Origin of the sequence: Edaphobacter flagellatus (genome assembly GCF_025264665.1) — a bacterium.
GTDB lineage: Bacteria > Acidobacteriota > Terriglobia > Terriglobales > Acidobacteriaceae > Edaphobacter > Edaphobacter flagellatus.
In genome coordinates, this window is record NZ_CP073697.1 from 541,258 (window position 1) to 558,699 (window position 17,442).

Genomic DNA, 17,442 nt, shown 5'->3' on the forward strand with positions numbered 1-17,442 from the left:
TGCTAACCTTCAATAACACATCAATGCAAAGCGAACCGGCTTCTAGGTTTTTCCTTCCGTTCTATCTCCTCGGCAAGCAATCGGATGGTTGGGGCTTTAAAAAGCACCGACAGCATCAGTGCAACCTCAAGCTGCTTTTCAATGTCATTGAATATTTGAAAAGCCAGCAAGGAATGCCCGCCTAGCGAAAAAAAATCATCATCGCGACCGATCGGCGTACGTTTGAAGTTTTGCTCCCATATTGCAACCAACTTACGCTCAATCTCGGTTGCGGGCTTGGATTCCTGCGTTGAGTACGCAGATACGGTTGGTTTGGCATTTGCCAAGGCTCTCTTATCAACCTTGCCGTTCGGAGTTACAGGAAGACTTTCTAAAATCAATATCTCTCGCGCTACCATATAAGAGGGGAGAAACTTCTCCTGAAATGCGATCAGGTCTTTACCTTCTACGGGGCTTGCAGAAACGGTGACATAGGCTCGCAAGGACGCGCCGGATGCAGTATCCCCTTGATGCATGAGCACTACCGCCTCACGAACTCGTGGGTATTGCAGGAGAATTCCTTCTATTTCACCAAGCTCCACACGAAATCCTCTAATCTTTACCTGCTGATCTATCCTGCCAAGGTATTCAATACTACCGTCGGCTTTATACAAGCCAAGGTCTCCTGTCGAATAAAGACGACCTGCATCCGGCAAATGCTCCATGGTGACAAAGCGCTCTTCCGTTAAATCAGGCTGATTGATATAACCTCGCGCAACACCTTCGCCACCAATAAAAATCTGACCAGGCACCTCTGGCGGGACAGGTTGATGCCTGGCATCCAATAAATAGATTTTTGTATTCGCAAGCGGACGTCCGATTGTAGCGGGCGAAATAGATCGACGGGTGCAAAAGGTGGAGTATGTCGTCGTCTCCGTGGGCCCATACAGGTCAAAAATACGCGCATCTGGAAGCTGCTGCTCAAGCTTCTTCACTAACGAAACCGATAAGAGTTCGCCCGCTAAATTGACGCAAAGCACCGACCGAGGAATTTTTTGAGATGCAATAAATGCGCCAATAACGCTTGGAACCGTATTAATAAGCGTGGGCTGGCTGGAAACGTCGATCTGAGCCAATTGCAAAAGATCATCGACCAGAATCACGGTTGTGCCAGTGGTCAATGGAAGGAATATCTCAAATACAGACAGATCAAAACAAATTGATGTCGATGCAAATATCTTGGCACGCTCTTCTGAAGAAAAATTCTCCTTCGCCCAGGAAAGCAAGGACATCGTGCTGCGATGCTCTATCGCAACACCTTTAGGGCGCCCTGTCGAGCCAGACGTATAAATGACGTAGGCCAGATCATTTGAAGAAACTTTGATTTCCGGATTTAAGCGCGGCAGCTTCGTAATCGCCGACGCCTCTCGATCAAGCCAAATTATTTCGCACTCACGAACAAAAACATTAGCGTGCTCGTCATTCGAAACGACGATCTTAGCCCTACTATCTTCGAGCATCACATCGAGTCTTTGCGCAGGATAAGCAGGGTCCAATGGAAGGTATGCCGCGCCTACCTTCAACACCGCCAACATCGTCGCAATCATGTCGACTGAGCGACGCATGCATATGCCTACGATGTCACCTGCCTGCACCCCTCTCTGAAGCAAGCAGTGAGCTATCAGATTCGCCCGCACATTCAGTTCGGAATAGGATACTGCGTGGCGTCCACTGACGACGGCAATCGACTCCGGGTTGAGCTCGACCTGATGCTCAAACATGGAATGAATTGCCGCTGCCGGGAACTCCATCTGGGTTTGGTTCCATTGAACAAGAATTTGTTCTCGCTGAGCTGCGGAAAGGATGCTTAACTCACCAATCGGGCAATTCGGATTCTCAGCAATAGATCCCAAGAGAGCATTAAAACTTTCGATAAAGAGAGCGACACTCTGATCAGAAAACAGATCGGCTCTATATCTAAAGCAACCTGAAACATCAGCATCTGAGCAATGAGTCAAGTAGAGAGACAGATCAAAACCGAAGTCATCTATCTGGTCTGGGACGAGCACCAGGCATTTATTCTTCCTGGAAAAATCAAAAGCAACCAAAAATTGAAAAAGTGGATGTCTCGCCTGCTCTACGCTGATCGGTAGTTCGCCCAGCAATCTGGATAACGGAATACTGCTATTTTCATATGCCTCCAGTATCGTTTTATTCGATACGCGAAGCAGATCGAGAAATGACTTTAAGAAATCCAGCCTGCAACGAATCGGGACAAAATTTTCTATTGTGTCTTCTAAAACCGATTCATTATGACGCTGTTTCCGCATCACTGGAACACCAATACAGAAGTCCTCTTTATCGGCATAGCGAGACAAAAGCAACGAGAATGCAGTCAACACGACTGTTTCAAAAGAGCTCTGTTCCGCTGTACCAACCGAACGTAATGAAGCCACCACGGCACGCGGGATCGAAAAGGACGCCGTACTACTTTCAGCAGGTGCAGAGGTTGTCGTAGAACGGCGAGAGGGTAATTGAAGAAAACTGGCTACACCATCAAGTTGCGTCTTCCAATACTGCAGATGTGGAGTCCATTGCCCAGCAGGACTTAAACGTTTTCTCGCCTCAATTCCTAAATTATTTTTCCTCAGATCATTGATCGGATTCGAACGATCCTGAAGGAGAACCAGCAGACGCTCCTTGCGGCGGCGCAACTCCGACTTGAGTTCTTCATTTAGAGCTCCGGGCGTTGCATTGACTCTGAGCTGCCCTTGGACGACCCTGAGTTCGATATCGCTGCGTTTGAGAATGCCTAAAAACGCAGCATCGTCCAGCACCTGCAATTCTTTGTCAAAACTTTCCATTGGACTCGACGTATCCATAATTTGTTCAGAGCTACTTCTGATTCGGACTACCGCAGATAATTCAACATTGCAGATTCTGAACTACTCGAAAACTAAACGATCCATTCTTCACGACTGAGATTTGAGTCGCGACTTTCAACTGTCGCATGTTCCTTTAAATGGCCCGAGAAAAGATGATCCACGGATATATTTGGGGCATGAGCGCTGCTACGAACAGCATATTGCATCCGCGATAAAAGCGCTTCTGCTGCGGACGGGTCAACGATACGCGTATTCACGGATACTCGTATCTGTAACCCCATAGAATCCAACTCCGTCACGTGCAGGCTAATAGGGCTGGCTTCGCTAACGGCCACGACACCAGACCTGATCGACCATTCATCGTCTACAGAATGATTTCGAACACGATCGGCTGGGAGAAACGACATAACAATATCAAAAAGCCGCGAACGTCCATGGCGAAATAGCTCGAGCACCCTTGCAAGATGGTCGACAGGTATTCTTTTATGACGCAGATCGGCATCGATCTGCGCGCTATAACCTTGAACGGTCTCTAAAAAAGACTTACCTGAAGCGACATAAAAGCGAACCGGCATAACCCCCGAAAACATTCCTAATGTCAAACGTGACGATTGGTCACGTCGATGAAGCGCCATCGCAGTAACAAGATCCGATTGGCCATAGTGTTCTGCCGAAACAGCAGCAAAGATTGCAAACAGAATACGGAAAGGGGCGATTTTTATATCACTTGCAAGCTTCTGCAAACATTCCCACAACTCTCCGGAGAGGGTCCAATCAGCAAAAAAAATGCCTGTTTCATCCGTCTCCCGATCATCAACGACAAGAGGAGGCGGAAGAGGCGTGAACCGTGCAACCCAATATGCAAGGTCCTGCTTATATTCCGTCGAAGCAAGATATTCTTTGTCCGCCTCTATTCCTGGCAGATAGGAAGTAGGAGGGCTTAGCTCCCGTGGCTCGTCGGTGGTCAGAGCGAGGTAGGCCTCCGTCCAATATTGCATTGCAAGAGACGTAGATACCGAGTCAGCAATCAGGTGATGGAAGCGCCAGATAAGATAACAGGCATTATCGCCTGCTTCTACCAGTTCGAGGCCAAAGAGTGGGTGATCTCCAAGCGGCATAGGCAAGCGAATGTATTGCTGCAAATACAGCCGAAAGGCCTCGTCAACATCGTATGAATCCGGAAGGGGCGAAATTCTCAAAGGGGCTTCGATTGAGCTGTCGAGCCACTGCCTTGGCCTATCATTATCAACGCGAAGGCGCAGTGCATCATGCCTGGCCATAACGAGCGACATGGCCTGTCGCACATAAGCCTCTTCCAAGCGAGCAGGGATACGTGACCATCCTCCAAGTTGCAGGATCATATTGCCGTTCAGCTTGGCATCTAACCATACCGCTTGCTGAGCAAGGCTGAGATCTAACCAATTTCTTTCGACTATGCCTTCTCCCATGAATGGCTACCGTGCCTTCCTGTGAACCGCTAAGAATCAGGCTTGCGCACTACTGAACTCAGGAGCCTTTGAAGTAACACTCGAAACTGGATCATTCTTATCGAATGCAAGTGCTTTGATGCCAAGATCAGCAATAGAAGTAACGTTGCCCGCGCTCAATAACTGCATTACAGGCATAGGCTGTCCAAGATCACGTTCTATTGCCACTGCAAGCTCAACCGCCATGAGCGAATCAAGACCCATATCTGCCAGAGGCTGCTCTACATCAATCTGCGCGGCGCCAGTTCCAAGAACCTTGGCAGCATGCTCCTGAATACAAGCAATCATCAGGTTGCGTCGCTCGGATGCCGGAGTAGATTTCAGGCGATCTGCCAGAGTTACTTCCGCATGAAGCGCGGAGACGCCTTCTGATGCAATGATCGGGGAAAAACGCGGAACCAACGTCCCAGGTAATATCCTTCCTATCCGTTGCAAATCGAACCGAGCCACACACACGCGTGTAGCGCCAACTGAACTAAGCCGTCCTAAATCCCGCAGCGCATCCCGCGAAGGTGTGGCATCTAATCCAGTACGCGTTCGCAACATATCAGCCACATTGGAATGACGCGTCAAAAAGCCTGCGTCCTTAATCGCTCCCCATCCAATTGCCAAACCAGATCGTCCCAAGGAACGTCGATATTGTGCCAGTGAATCCAGGTACAGATTCCCCGCAACATAAGCCCCCTGCCCTGGATTACCGATCACTGCGCTCGACGAGGAATAGAGCACAAACATGTCGATCGGATCCTGCAGCGTGGCTTGATGAAGGTTCCAGGCCCCTGAAACTTTAGGCTCGAGGACGCGGGCAAGCTTATCTTCCGTAATCTGCATTACTGGAGCGTCCTCGATCACCGCCGCAGAGTGGACGATGCCTGCAATAGGAGCCATCGTTGCTCGAATGGAAGTAATCGCAGCCGACAAGGAATTGGGATCAGAAATATCAGCAGCAAAAGCCTTTACAACCGCGCCGGCCTCTTCGAGATCTTCGACTCCAGCAATGGCTTCCTCAGTAACGGCTCCGCGCCGGCCGATGAGTGCAAGAGATGTGGCACCCTGTTCAACCAGCCATTTGGCTGTTGCCAGGCCGAATCCGCCAAGGCCTCCTGTAACAATGTACGTTCGGTTCGGCTTCACTGCGGATTTGGTGTTAACAACTGGAAGCAAATCAGAGACATCGAATTTCATCGATATAACCAACTTGCCTATGTGTCTAGATTGCTGCATTGCTCGAAACGCCTCAGATGCACGCGACACAGGGATGCTTTCAAAAGGCAGCGGGCGTAAAGCATTCTCCTCAACGAGCTGCATGATCTCTTTGAAAAGCGACTGCGCCAGATCTCTATGTTCGACAAGAAGCGTATCTGCATCGATTGCGAAGTAACTTAAATTCTTTCGAAATGGTCGTAGGCCAATGTGTGTATTGGCGTAGAGGTCACGTTTACCAATTTCCAGAAAACGGCCAAACGGGCGAAGGCATTGCAGGTTCTTCGTAATAGCCTCGCCGGCGAGCGAGTTAAGAATGACGTCAACACCAGCCCCGCCTGTCAGCTCCATCACCTTGTCTGCGAATTCAAGCGAGCGGGAGTCCAAAACATGGTCAACTCCTAGTCGCCGGAGCATGCGACGCTTGCGCTCCGATCCGGCAGTACCGAATATTTTCGCTCCTTTTAGCTTTGCAATCTGAATGGCGGCAATGCCAACGCCGCCAGCTGCTCCATGAATGAGAATCGATTCGCCCTGCCTCAGATTCGCAAGGTGATCGAGCGCATAGTAGGCCGTCAGAAATGCAGTTGGAATCGTTGCGGCTTCTGAAAAACTAATATTGTCGGGGATGCGGTTTACAGCATTCACATCTGTAGTGACATGGCTTGCAAAGCAGGATGATGCAAATGCAACAACTCGATCGCCAACTTTAAATCCTTTTACGTTCGAGCCCACACGGACAACTTCACCAGCGCACTCCATTCCAATTGTTGGTCCCGAAAATCCTTCTTCCACTGCTTCCTCAGGTAACATTCCCATTGCCCAAAGGACGTCTCGGAAATTGAGCCCAGCGTTATGAATAGCAATTTCGACTTGATTCGCCTTCGGAGCCGCTCGCTCCATAGAACGGAGATAAAGAGAGTCCAAGCCTCCCTGTGAAATAAAATCAAGGCGGAAGCCGTCTATTTCAGACTTCGCAGCTGCTGGTGCATTGCGCGCCTCGTCCGTCATCGTGACCAATCGTTCTCTGTTGACGAAGCGGTACCCGGAGACAAGCTGCACCTCTGTCTCATCATCTCTACGAAGTAATTCTTCAGCAAGAACAGCGGCTTCATCTTCTGAAGATCGAGGATGAAGATCAATCAAGCGGCATCCCAGGCCTGGATGCTCATTTGTAATGACGCGGCCAATTCCCCACAATGCGGCGTGGCCTGGATCGATCGGCCCTTGATCGAACGCAGTGGAAAAGGCCCCACGAGCAATCAATGTGAGCTGCAGATTTGTGTTTTGCTGTCTTCCCGATTCCAGAACCCGTACGACATCAAGGACTGCCATACAACGACGTAGTTGCGTAGCGAGCAACACCGCGCTTTCTGCTTCAGGAGACGACGCAGAGGAAATATAGACAACAGACAACGCCTCATCTGATACAAGGGACGCGATCTCTTCTGCGCACAGCCTGGCATCTGAACCAAGGGCATGCACAGTCACGGTATGCCCTTGCGATTGAATCATCTCAACCAGCATCTGATTAAACGCACGAGGCTCAGCGCTTATATTGTCTTCAACAAGAATCGCCCATCGACGCAGATCTGCCGACTCAACCCTCTTAGCGCTTCTCGAGACTTCTAGACCGGATCGAATATCATTTCTTTGAGCGAGCAGTACAGATTGCTGCGATTCCCCTGCGCCTGCATATGCCGCATCAGAAAAGGCCGCAACTTTTGGAAAACCTGCTCTGCTCAATTCATCTGAGCATTGAGCTGCGCTCCGCCATTGCAATGAAGGTGCTTCCTCTATTAGCAACAGTTCCGCGAGTGTGTCCTGACGGACATGCAAGGCCAGCATGTGTCCATCGGGCGTCATGACTCGCTTCATACGATTCAACAACAAGCCTGCATCAGGAGTATTTGCGAGCGTAGAGCCTGCAACAACCAGATCAAAATAATGCTCCGGAACTCCCTGATCGACAAGGTCCGAATTTACATCCAGAGTTGAATAACGGACAAATTTGTAGCTGCTAAACCGATGCTTGGCACGTTCGATAGCAGCATCTGAAAAATCCGTGAACAGATAATCCGCCCGCAACTCAGGAAGCACAGGCAGCAACCATGAGGATAACGAACCGCTACCGCCACCGATCTTAAGTATTCGCAGCGGCCGATCACCAGGCCATGCTTGAACAAGAGCCATCACCACAGCTCGTGCAATTTGATTGTAAGTAAGCTGGAAGGGCGGCGTATCAAATAGCCTATCTAAAGCCAGCGTACTGCGATCCTGGCGCTCACCGCGAAGCATTGCGGGCAGGTCATCGCAAATCTGAGCGATGAGCATCAACTCCGTCTGATAGGCGGGATATCGATAAAGCAGGTCTCCCCATAAAGATTCAGGCTCAGCTGCAAGCTCAACGCCTTGCCTCCAGAGCTTTCCTTCGGAAACAAGTATTCCAAGCCTTGAGGCAAGGCCTAGTATTTGATCCAGCAAATTTACTTGCTCCGCATGGACCAAGCCAGACCGGACAAGCAATTCTGGATCAAGGGCGTCTTTCTCAGGATGAAGAGCTCCGATGATCTCTGCCAGACGCGCTCTAATCAGCCGGTGTAGCTGGGGAAGAATTTCTTTATAGAAGATCGAACGTTGGTTGTCTTCTGCCAGACGACCAAGCTCAAGTTTTAAGCCATCTTGAATCGATAAAGGCGAGGGTAATGCCGGCAACTCTGACGGCAGAGGAGCATGCTCATCTAGACGCCACCATTCGGATATCAATGGCGAAGCGATTCCCTGCCCGAAGTCCATCTTCGCACAGCGAGCTCGATCAACGGCAAGCAAAAGATTTCCCTGCGGATCAGCGATCCTAAAATCCGCGACTATCGATCTTTCTGTTTCCTGCCTGAACACAACATGGCAAACAATTGACGCTGGCAGCGGAGCGAGGCTTCGCAGATGCTGGAAGTACACCGGCAAAACAGCACAGTTTCGTTTTTCATGCTGCTCCGCCAAAGTCACTAAAGCCTGGAGGCAAGAGTCCAGCAATGCTGGATGCGTTCGATAGGAAGGCAAAGACTCCTGATCGACATCAGGAAGATCAATAAAGGCGAGCGCCTCTGATACCGCGGCGTCAGGCGGGCTCATCAAGATCTTTGTAATTCCCTGGAACGCAGGCCCGTAATTCAGACCGCGGGTCGCTGCTGCTTCATAGTGCTCCTCGAAGGTTTTCTGGCAGGTTAGCTTCGACGAAATTTGATCGATACCAATTTGTTGTTTCGCGGAAGATACCTCACTACGGCTTATTCGTCCGCGAACATGAAGCAGCCAATCACCGGAGTACTGGTCCTGGCAGGAGCGTACCTCGAAGATCCCGGTTGCCGTATCGACCGAAGTCTGTACCAACGGATCACCGTGCGGCGGAATGGCAAGCGGTCTTGAAATATCGAGATCATCGATATCGAATGCCGCTCCGCCATAAACTCTTTGTGCCGCAGCATAGGCCAGCTCAATGTAACCAGCCGCAGGAAAAAGAACTGCACCCTGAACAACATGATCCTTCAGATATGTGATCTGGTTTGTATCGAGCGTATTGCTCCAGACACCCTCTCCCGAAGTCAGACGATATCCAAGCAATGGATGATCGCGCTGAGTAGGCTGATGGATATCTGGCAGAATCACGCTGCCGCGCCAATGGGATGTCTTTTGCCACGGATACAAAGGAAGAATCGGAGGAGGAAATGGCTTCCTGAAGACCTGATCCGGATCGATCGCGCCATGAGCATGGCAGGCACATAAAGCAGTCCACAAATTATCAACTTCAGGTTCTGGACCCTTCACCCCCGGCCGGCGAAGTGTCTGCAACGAAGCTATCGCTGAACCTGCCGACTTCGCTATCTGTTGAATGTACTCCTTCAAAACCGGATGAGGCCCAACCTCAAGAAAAACGCCAATCTTCTTTTGCTCTAAAAGAGCTTCTATCGCCTCACGGAATCGTACCGGCTCTCGAACATTGCGATACCAATATTGCGCATCCAACGCTTTACCCGAGATCTCCACGCCATCCACAGTGGAGATGAAAGAAAGCTTCGTCTCTTTCGGGCAGATCGCAGCGAGTCCTTCGAGAAGTTCTTCGCGAATGGGCTCCATGGCAATCGTGTGAAAGGGATAGTTCAGTTGCAGCAAACGAGCAAACTTTCCCTTTTCGGTCAGAACACGAATCAATTTCTCCAGTGCAACTGGATCACCTGCAACCGTAACGGAATCCGGCGCATTCTCAGCCGCAATCTCAAGCCAGCCATCTATACCTTGTATGGCATCGCGGGCCTCAGCAGTACCGATCCCAAGAGCAGCCATGCGCCCCTCACCTGCGGTTCTGGCCTGCGCCTTGCTGCGATAGAAAATGACTTTTGTTGCATCTTCAAGAGTCAGCGCTCCGGATACATAAGCTGCCGCGACTTCTCCAACGCTATGCCCGGTCACAGCCACGGGTCTCATCCCGGCTTCATGCAACACACGAGTTACTCCAAGCTGCAAAGCAAAGAGCAAGGGTTGCGCGAACTCTGTCAGCGCCACGCGGCTTTCTGCCTCAGGCCGTCCCATCTCCTCTATCAGCGACCAGCCCGCAAGCGGTGCAAATATCTTGTCTATCGCCTGAATCTCGCTTCGGAAAAGCTGATTCTCTGCCAGTAGCTCTCGCCCCATCCCCCACCACTGAGGCCCATTTCCTGAATAGACAAAGGCCAACGGCTCTACAGGAAGCGCACTGGTTCCGGTGGCAAGCCGTCGGACGGTTTTACCCGCGAGGTATTCATCTAACCGCTCTATCGCTTCGTCAGACGTTTTCGCTGCAACAGCAAGCCTGTACCGCTGTGGCGAGCGTGTTGTTGCGGCACCAGCACATATATCCTCCCAGCTTGGCGCAGAAGCACTGCGCAACAGGTCGACATAATCTCGGACCACTGCAGCCAAAGCCGCTTGAGAGTGTCCGGAAAGCACCAGTACCCGCTGAAAATCCGTCGGCGGCTCCGCTTCGCGCTTCAATGAAATCTGCGGTGCACGATACTCCTGCACCACCAGATGCGCGTTCGTTCCTCCAAAGCCAAACGAGTTGACCCCAATAACGACGGGACGCTCTTGCGCTGGGATTGGAGTCCTCTTTGCAACGACATCGAGCTTCCAGTCTTCAAAATCGATCTTCGGATTGGGATTCGCAAAATGCAGGTTCGCCGGAATCTCCCCGTGCTGCAACGAGAGCAACACCTTTGTCAGACCCGCGATGCCAGAAGCTGCTTCAAGATGGCCAATATTGGATTTGACAGACCCGATCAGGCAACGCGATCCATCCTTTCGGGGAGAGCCCAGCACCCTTCCCAGCGCTCCGCATTCGATCGGATCACCAACTGCCGTACCTGTGCCATGTGCTTCGACATAGAACACATCTTCCGGCGATACCCCGCATTGCGTATAGACCTTGCGCAATAGGCGCTCTTGCGCATCGCCATTGGGCATCGACAATCCCAGAGTTTTGCCATCGGAGTTGACGCCGCTTGCCAGAATTACTCCCAGGATGCGGTCCCCATCGCGCTCAGCGGCGGCGAGCGGCTTGAGCACGACCAAACCTCCGCCTTCGGAGCGAACATACCCATCGCCACTCGCGTCGAAACTCTTGCAGCGACCCGATGGCGAAAGCATAGATGCCTTCGAAAATCCAATCCAGGGTCGGACATACACCAGAAGGTTGACACCGCCAGCCAAGGCAACCGAGCATTCCCCCGTCAGCAGACTTGCACAAGCCTGATGGACGCACACCAGGCTTGAAGAACACGCCGTGTCCAAGGCGATACTTGGTCCATGCAGATCAAAGATGTAGGAGATGCGGTTGGCCGCAATGCTGAGCGCGCTTCCCGTATTCGAGTAAGCATCCGGAGCCTGCGGGCCGACAAGGTGCGCATAATCATTACCCGAGATGCCGATAAAAATCCCCGTGTCAGTACCAGCCTGCTGCCTGGGCGACAGTGAGGCATTCTCAAAAGCCTCCCACGCCAACTCCAGCAAAAGCCGATGCTGCGGATCGACCTGTCTTGCCTCCTTCGGCGATATCCCGAAGAACTCTGCATCGAAAGCATCGATGCGGTCTAAAAATCCGCCAGCACGTGTATAGACACGTTCATTGCGCCCTGGATCAGGATGATGCCAGCCAAGGTCCCAGCGGTCCCCTTGCATCTCACCAACAGCATCAACACCTGAGCGAAGCACTTCCCAGAGAAAATCCGGTGAATTGGCTCCCCCAGGAAACCGCCCACTCATTCCGATGATCGCGATCTCTCGCCCAGTGCGATGGGAGCTCACTTCTGCTTGAGTGAGTTGAATCGATTGGTCTGTTTCAACGGCAGATCGAGTAACCTTGGCTCTCATCAACGCAGCATTCTCATAATTGGTAGAGGATGCCTGCAACCCGGCATCAAAGATTTATAAATATTCCGCAGCGCACATCACTCTTCGCCGGCAGTCTGGAATTGAGATGCCTGGTGTTGTGGTGTGCTCTCAGGAGTGTCGTAAATACTGACTTGATAATCCTCATGAGAGTGACGCGCAGCCCCTGTCTCTCTCCTGCGAACCTCGGATTGACGACTCTCTACGCTTCGTGTGACAGCAATAAAGTCATCATCCGCATACCGCAGCTGAATATCGTTCAAAACGGTTGCTACACCTGGAACGCTTAGCCGCTGCATAACAGCCAGACTGCCCGTCAGGTCATCTCGCGTTGTCTGCGCCGACTCTGCAATGAGGACTGTAATATCAGCTAACCGCGCAGCAAATTCAGCTTCGGTCGAAGTTCTCATCGGCAGCGCTTCAATAAACAACAGATCGATATTCTGTTTAAGTTTTTCGAGGTTTTCTGCGACAAAACTTTCTCTTCGCGGACGCATCAACCGCCGTTCCCCAGGCTTCGCAAGCCTCGTTTCGCCTGCCTCATCCGGATCGTCCAGCAGAGCTCGATCCCACGCAACGTCCGGCTTCTTATCAGCGCTTCCCTGCGCCAACGTCAGGTTTTGTAACGCCGACGATGCTTTCAGGATCATTGTCCGGTATCCAAGCTTGTCCATCCTGGCAGCGACTTTGCTCACCAGGTCTGTGATATTCATGTTGGCCGAGGCCGCGGTGAAAACATAGGTTCTTGCACCGCTCGTGCTGTGCGCCTGATCCAGCCCAGCCACAAACCGCAACATAAATTCATCAAGAACTTTCCCATCGACCTCCTGCGGATCAGGAAGCACCGCCATCGGGGGAAATCCTAATGTTTTCTCAATGTCCTCTCCGATATAAATCCGCGGGTCCATCTTTTGCTTCAGGAACGCCGTCGCCAGCGCAGCCAGAAAAGCGAACGGGAAAGCCCCGATCAGAATGAAGATCTTTTTGCTGGCTTTTGGCTTCAGCGGGACCTCCGCCGGAAGCAGTAAATGCACCAGCCCAGAAGACTGATTCTCCAACTGAATCGAATTCACCGCACTATCCACCTCAGTCAGCTGAGCTTGGAGACGCGTAATCTGCGCTGCCAGATCCGCTGCCTGCTGCAGCTTCGGCGTGTTGCCGGTAGCGATGGATGTCTGCTGTGCGAGCTGCCCCTGCAGACGCGAGACGACATCGGCGGTTCGGTTCGATTCCAGCTTCAACTTCTCCTGAAGCTGCCGCACCGCCTTATCGCGCAGCTGATTCGTCATATTCTCCAACGACTGATCTAACCGTTGGAGCTCATCTTCGTCCTGCTTATATAACGGATTCTTTGGCGTCAGTCCTGCCATCTCGCTGACAAGCTTGCTTCGCCGGGTCGCAATCGACTGCTTGAGGCTCGACAGCCCGGAATCACTGGCAATCAGGTCATCTGCCGCTGCCTTCAAAGCTCCCGACGAGTCAGGACCATGATTGACCAGAGAGGAAAGCTGCGCTTCTGCAACTGCATGAGCCGCACGCGCCGATGCCAGCTGGGTTCTCAGTTCTCCAAGCTGGGTGTCGTAAGGATTGCCATTTTCTCCGGATGTATCGGCGACTCCAAGCGACGAGCTTAATGCCGCCTGCTGCTGGCGGGCAGACGCTAGCTCTGTCTGCAACCGAGCCTGCTCTTTTAATAGAACCTCAAGTTGCTGCTGGGTCTGCGCCAGCTCATCAAGGCGCTCTTTGCGAATATAGGAGTTCGTAACTGCATTCACAATATTCGCAATTACAGTGGGGTTTCCCCCATCCAGAGTGATTGAGAGCTGATAGCTTCCAGCATCTCTCTCAACCTTCAGATCATGCTGCAGCCTGGTAATCGCAGATTGTTCCGATTCTCCGGGCCGAGTCCATGTATCTGGCTTCAACGACTTCAATGCGTCCGAAAGAATATCCGAGCGGACAATCGTCTGGAGCTGCTGCTGAATATACGTGTCGTATCGCATCGAATCATAAGTTCCGCCACTTGCATCCGTAATAACCTTTGCTTTAGCCGGCTGAACATAGATCAACGAGTTCGTTTCATAGTACGGAGCGCGTTGCAGCCCAAAGGTGAACACCAGCGCGAACAGAGTGACGCCAACAGCAAGAGCCAGTATCCTGTGCATCCGGAAGGCACGCAATACCTCGCGCTTGAGGTCATTGAATTGCTTTGACGGCGGCACATCATACTCAGTCTCCCGAGAAGACTCAGGTGACGGCTTGAAAATTACCGGATTCATGCGGCTCCTTGAGACGTATCCTGCGGCCCGGGCTCTAGCCCTTCAACGCGTCGTGAAGGTGAAGTGCCAAAGCCTTCTCCATAGGATATTCCACGAAATATTCAGACAAACATCACTCTTTAGCAGTAGCTTTTTATTTCAACGGAAGGCATCCATTCGAACAGGTCCCGCGAAGTCCCACAGCCCAACCCGCTGTCGTAAGTACTTCATTCTGTTCAACCTGGGAAATATCTAAAGGACCTTGAGGCAATCATACCAAAACTTCGATCTCTGCCCTCAAGTATTCACCATCTCGTTCCTGCCTTCCTTTTGCATATGTTTTTCAATGGCCAGAAGTCTTTTATCCATATACTGGTAACGATGTCGCTGCTGCACACCTAGTGCACCCAAAAGATGCTCAGGCATGCCCATTATTACCCTTATTCCAGGCCTTATTTGCATCATCGTCATGATGCGCCAGAAAACACAGGGTGCATTCCTGAATGTTTTTCTTCCTGCGCTGTTGCTGATTCCGGTTGACTTCTACCTCAGAATTCCCGGTCTCCCTCCGCTCAATATCGTTGAGGCTACCCTGGTTCCATTAGGCATCGGCATGATCTTTACAGATCTGCCTCGATGGCGCTTCTCTCGTGTCGATCTATGGGTTCTGTTCTTTGTCTTTACCACCGGATATACGGAGTACCGGGCGGGCTCAACCAGCGCCTCCATGCTCACCTACTTCGTCAGCATCACAACCGGTCTGTTTCCCTATATGGCTGGCAGGCTGCTCATTGAGCAGACAGGTCTGCGCACAAAGACCGTCAAACGTATCGTCGAACTCGTCTTTTTCGCTGCCATCTTCTCGATGTATGAGTACGTCAGAAAATCCAACCCTTATCAGTGGTTCTGGGGGCACTTCTATCCTGGCCAGTGGGCAGGATGGATTACGCAGATACGCTGGGGCTTTGGCCGAGTCGCCGGTCCTTATTCGCAGTCAGAACTAGCCGGTATGGTCTTTTTCTCTGCTTTAATTCTTGCTATCTGGCTTCAATACAGAAGATATCCGGGCCAGGCGCCAATCCGCCCCCGACCCCTCAAAAACCCGCGGCTTGTCGTCTTTGTCCTGGCGCTCATCCTCGGAATGACCCAGGCTCGTGGCCCCTGGCTTGGAGCCATCGTAGCCCTTGCCGTCGCTTCCATTGGATGCGCACGGATACCAAAACGCCGGGCTTTTATCCTGCTTGTCCTGGGCATCGTTGTCGGAATACCAGCTTACTTTGCCGCCAAAGAGTACAGTTCCGGAAAACGAGTTGACTATGGCAGCGAAAAAGAAACAGCTCAATACCGGGCGCAGCTCTTAGACAATTACCTCCCCATCGCCGAAGCAGGCGGCGCCTGGGGTTGGGGAGCACTTGGCTTTCCCCGTGTCAACGGTCAGATTTCAATCGATAACGAATATCTTTTTAGCTATCTGGCACACGGCTATCTCGGCGTTATTGCACTCATTCTCGCCATCTCCGACAGCATTCTTAAGCTGACTTGGATGGGATTCAAAACCAGATCACCACGCGAACGACACTTCGTCTTCTCGCTTTTGGGCGTCATCGCAGGAATAGCGTTCACGATTACAACTGTCTTCCTCGGATCGCAAACCTATGAGCTTCTCTTCCTCTTTTTAGGATGGGCGCAATCCGTTCGTCCGCTCTCCAGAGTTGCAGTTCTTCAACAGAAATTAGAAGCGCCCGTAACTCTCGAAGAAACCCTGGGCATGCGCATCTACACGTAGACAGCGCCCCGCATTATCCGGTTATTGCTAGGCAAACAAGCGTCTCAGAGTAAAGCAGGTTAGCAGAAACGCGATAAAAATTGCCGTGAGCTGGGCATCCTGCTTGAAAGGCTTCACCCCTTCGCGCGTCGCGCCTGTTTGAATCACCAGGTAGAGAGGAAAATCTCCAGCAGCAATCGCAATCACCGCGCCAACCATGCCCCAGAAATGGAAGGCCAGAGGCAGCCCGACAAGCATCGCAACACAGTAGGCCGCATTACCATATGCGTTGTAGTTCGGCTTCCCCAACGAAAACAGCACTGGCGATGTCGTCTGATACATCAGCGTATGCCACAAGCCGATGGCAAGAATTGGAATCATCCAGCCCGCATCGTGATAACGCTTGTCATAGAGGTGCAGGATGATCAGGTTGCCCCACACAGCCATCATTGTCAGCAGAAATGCGCCCAGCAGCAGAATGTAAAAGCGATAGAAGAAAAATTTCTGCTGAAATTCGTCTTTCTCCATATGGACGATCTTCGACACAAACGGATACGCCACGCGCGAGCTCAGGGCAAGCATGATCGACCGGGGTACATCCGATAACTGATACGCCAGTCCATAAACTCCAAGGACCGCCAGACTCACCAGCTTACCCAGAATGAGCCGGTCCGCCTGCGAAGCAAAAAAGAAGAATGCCGTCCCAATCAGAATCCATTTGCCGAAATGAATAATGCTGCTTAGCGCCTTCTTGTCCCAGCAAAAGTGATTGCGAATCCCCGGGGCCAATGCCGGAATATAGCTCAGTACCAGGCGGAATATTGTCGATGCGATCTGCCCTGCCACAATGGCCCAGACAGAAGGACGAAGGTACGCCCAGATAATCGTCACGATCAGCGTCACGACGTAAGAGCTGCCATCGATCAGAAATAACCGCCGCACACCCATGTGGCGAGAAAGCGACAGCAGGTTGGTACTGTTGAAGCTTCCAATCAATGTGCTTAAAGCCAAAACCGGAAGCAACAACTTAAACTTCGGGTCGTGATAAAAGACCGACATCGGCCAGGCGATCAGTACAGCGACCACCCAGATAGCAACACCACGAATCACCTGAATCGTCCAGGCCGTGTTCAGAAAGTCCGGCTCATCCCCATGAGGCGACTGAATAATGCTCGGTGCAAGCCCGAAATCCGAAAGCAGGTTAATCCCCACGATCAGTGTCATGACGAGCGTGATTTCGCCAAAATACGTCGGCGCAAGCAATCGTGTCAGAACAAGGCTGCTGACGATTCGCAGCGCCATTCCCGAGCCATATTCCACAATGGACCAGAACGACGCCCGCAAAGCCTTTTTTTCAAGAGCACGAAGTACGACGGGCGTATCTTCAGTCACAGTCTCTAAACCCACAATGATTACTACCCTTGGCGTTCTGGATTTATACAAGT

Annotated in this window: 6 protein-coding genes; 1 reads left to right on the top strand and 5 read right to left on the bottom strand. The window is 51.6% G+C overall.

Annotated elements, in window-relative coordinates:
- Window positions 1-20: 20 nt before the first annotated feature.
- From KFE13_RS02220 to KFE13_RS02235, 4 genes are all read right to left on the bottom strand, one after another.
- Window positions 21-2,843 carry a non-ribosomal peptide synthetase gene (locus KFE13_RS02220; RefSeq protein ID WP_260705496.1) on the bottom strand — a complete coding sequence of 941 codons (2,823 nt, stop codon included), beginning with the start codon at window positions 2,841-2,843 and terminating at the stop codon, window positions 21-23.
- Between the two features lie 92 nt (window positions 2,844-2,935).
- Window positions 2,936-4,312 carry a condensation domain-containing protein gene (locus KFE13_RS02225; protein ID WP_260705497.1) on the bottom strand — a complete coding sequence of 459 codons (1,377 nt, stop codon included), beginning with the start codon at window positions 4,310-4,312 and terminating at the stop codon, window positions 2,936-2,938.
- A 36-nt stretch (window positions 4,313-4,348) separates the two neighbouring features.
- The gene (locus KFE13_RS02230) at window positions 4,349-11,956 is read right to left on the bottom strand and encodes a type I polyketide synthase (protein ID WP_260705499.1); all 7,608 of its coding nucleotides are present in this window, start codon (window positions 11,954-11,956) and stop codon (window positions 4,349-4,351) included.
- Between the two features lie 77 nt (window positions 11,957-12,033).
- Window positions 12,034-14,253 (bottom strand): GumC family protein, encoded by a 2,220-nt coding sequence (locus KFE13_RS02235; RefSeq protein ID WP_260705500.1) that lies wholly within the window; start codon window positions 14,251-14,253, stop codon window positions 12,034-12,036.
- A 403-nt stretch (window positions 14,254-14,656) separates the two neighbouring features.
- Between KFE13_RS02235 and KFE13_RS02240 the strand changes: the two genes are divergently transcribed.
- The gene (locus KFE13_RS02240) at window positions 14,657-16,018 is read left to right on the top strand and encodes an O-antigen ligase family protein (protein WP_260705501.1); all 1,362 of its coding nucleotides are present in this window, start codon (window positions 14,657-14,659) and stop codon (window positions 16,016-16,018) included.
- 27 nt (window positions 16,019-16,045) lie between these two features.
- On the opposite strand, the gene KFE13_RS02245 is transcribed toward KFE13_RS02240, so the two are convergent.
- Window positions 16,046-17,389, bottom strand: a complete 1,344-nt coding sequence (locus KFE13_RS02245; RefSeq protein ID WP_260705502.1) for an oligosaccharide flippase family protein — start codon at window positions 17,387-17,389, stop codon at window positions 16,046-16,048.
- Between the last annotated feature and the right edge of the window lie 53 nt (window positions 17,390-17,442).

Coding starts and splice junctions, on each gene's coding strand:
- KFE13_RS02220 (WP_260705496.1), bottom strand. CDS start 2,843: ATGGAAAGTTTTGACAAAGAATTGCAGGTGCTGGACGATGCTGCGTTT.
- KFE13_RS02225 (WP_260705497.1), bottom strand. CDS start 4,312: ATGGGAGAAGGCATAGTCGAAAGAAATTGGTTAGATCTCAGCCTTGCT.
- KFE13_RS02230 (WP_260705499.1), bottom strand. CDS start 11,956: ATGAGAGCCAAGGTTACTCGATCTGCCGTTGAAACAGACCAATCGATT.
- KFE13_RS02235 (WP_260705500.1), bottom strand. CDS start 14,253: ATGAATCCGGTAATTTTCAAGCCGTCACCTGAGTCTTCTCGGGAGACT.
- KFE13_RS02240 (WP_260705501.1), top strand. CDS start 14,657: ATGCCCATTATTACCCTTATTCCAGGCCTTATTTGCATCATCGTCATG.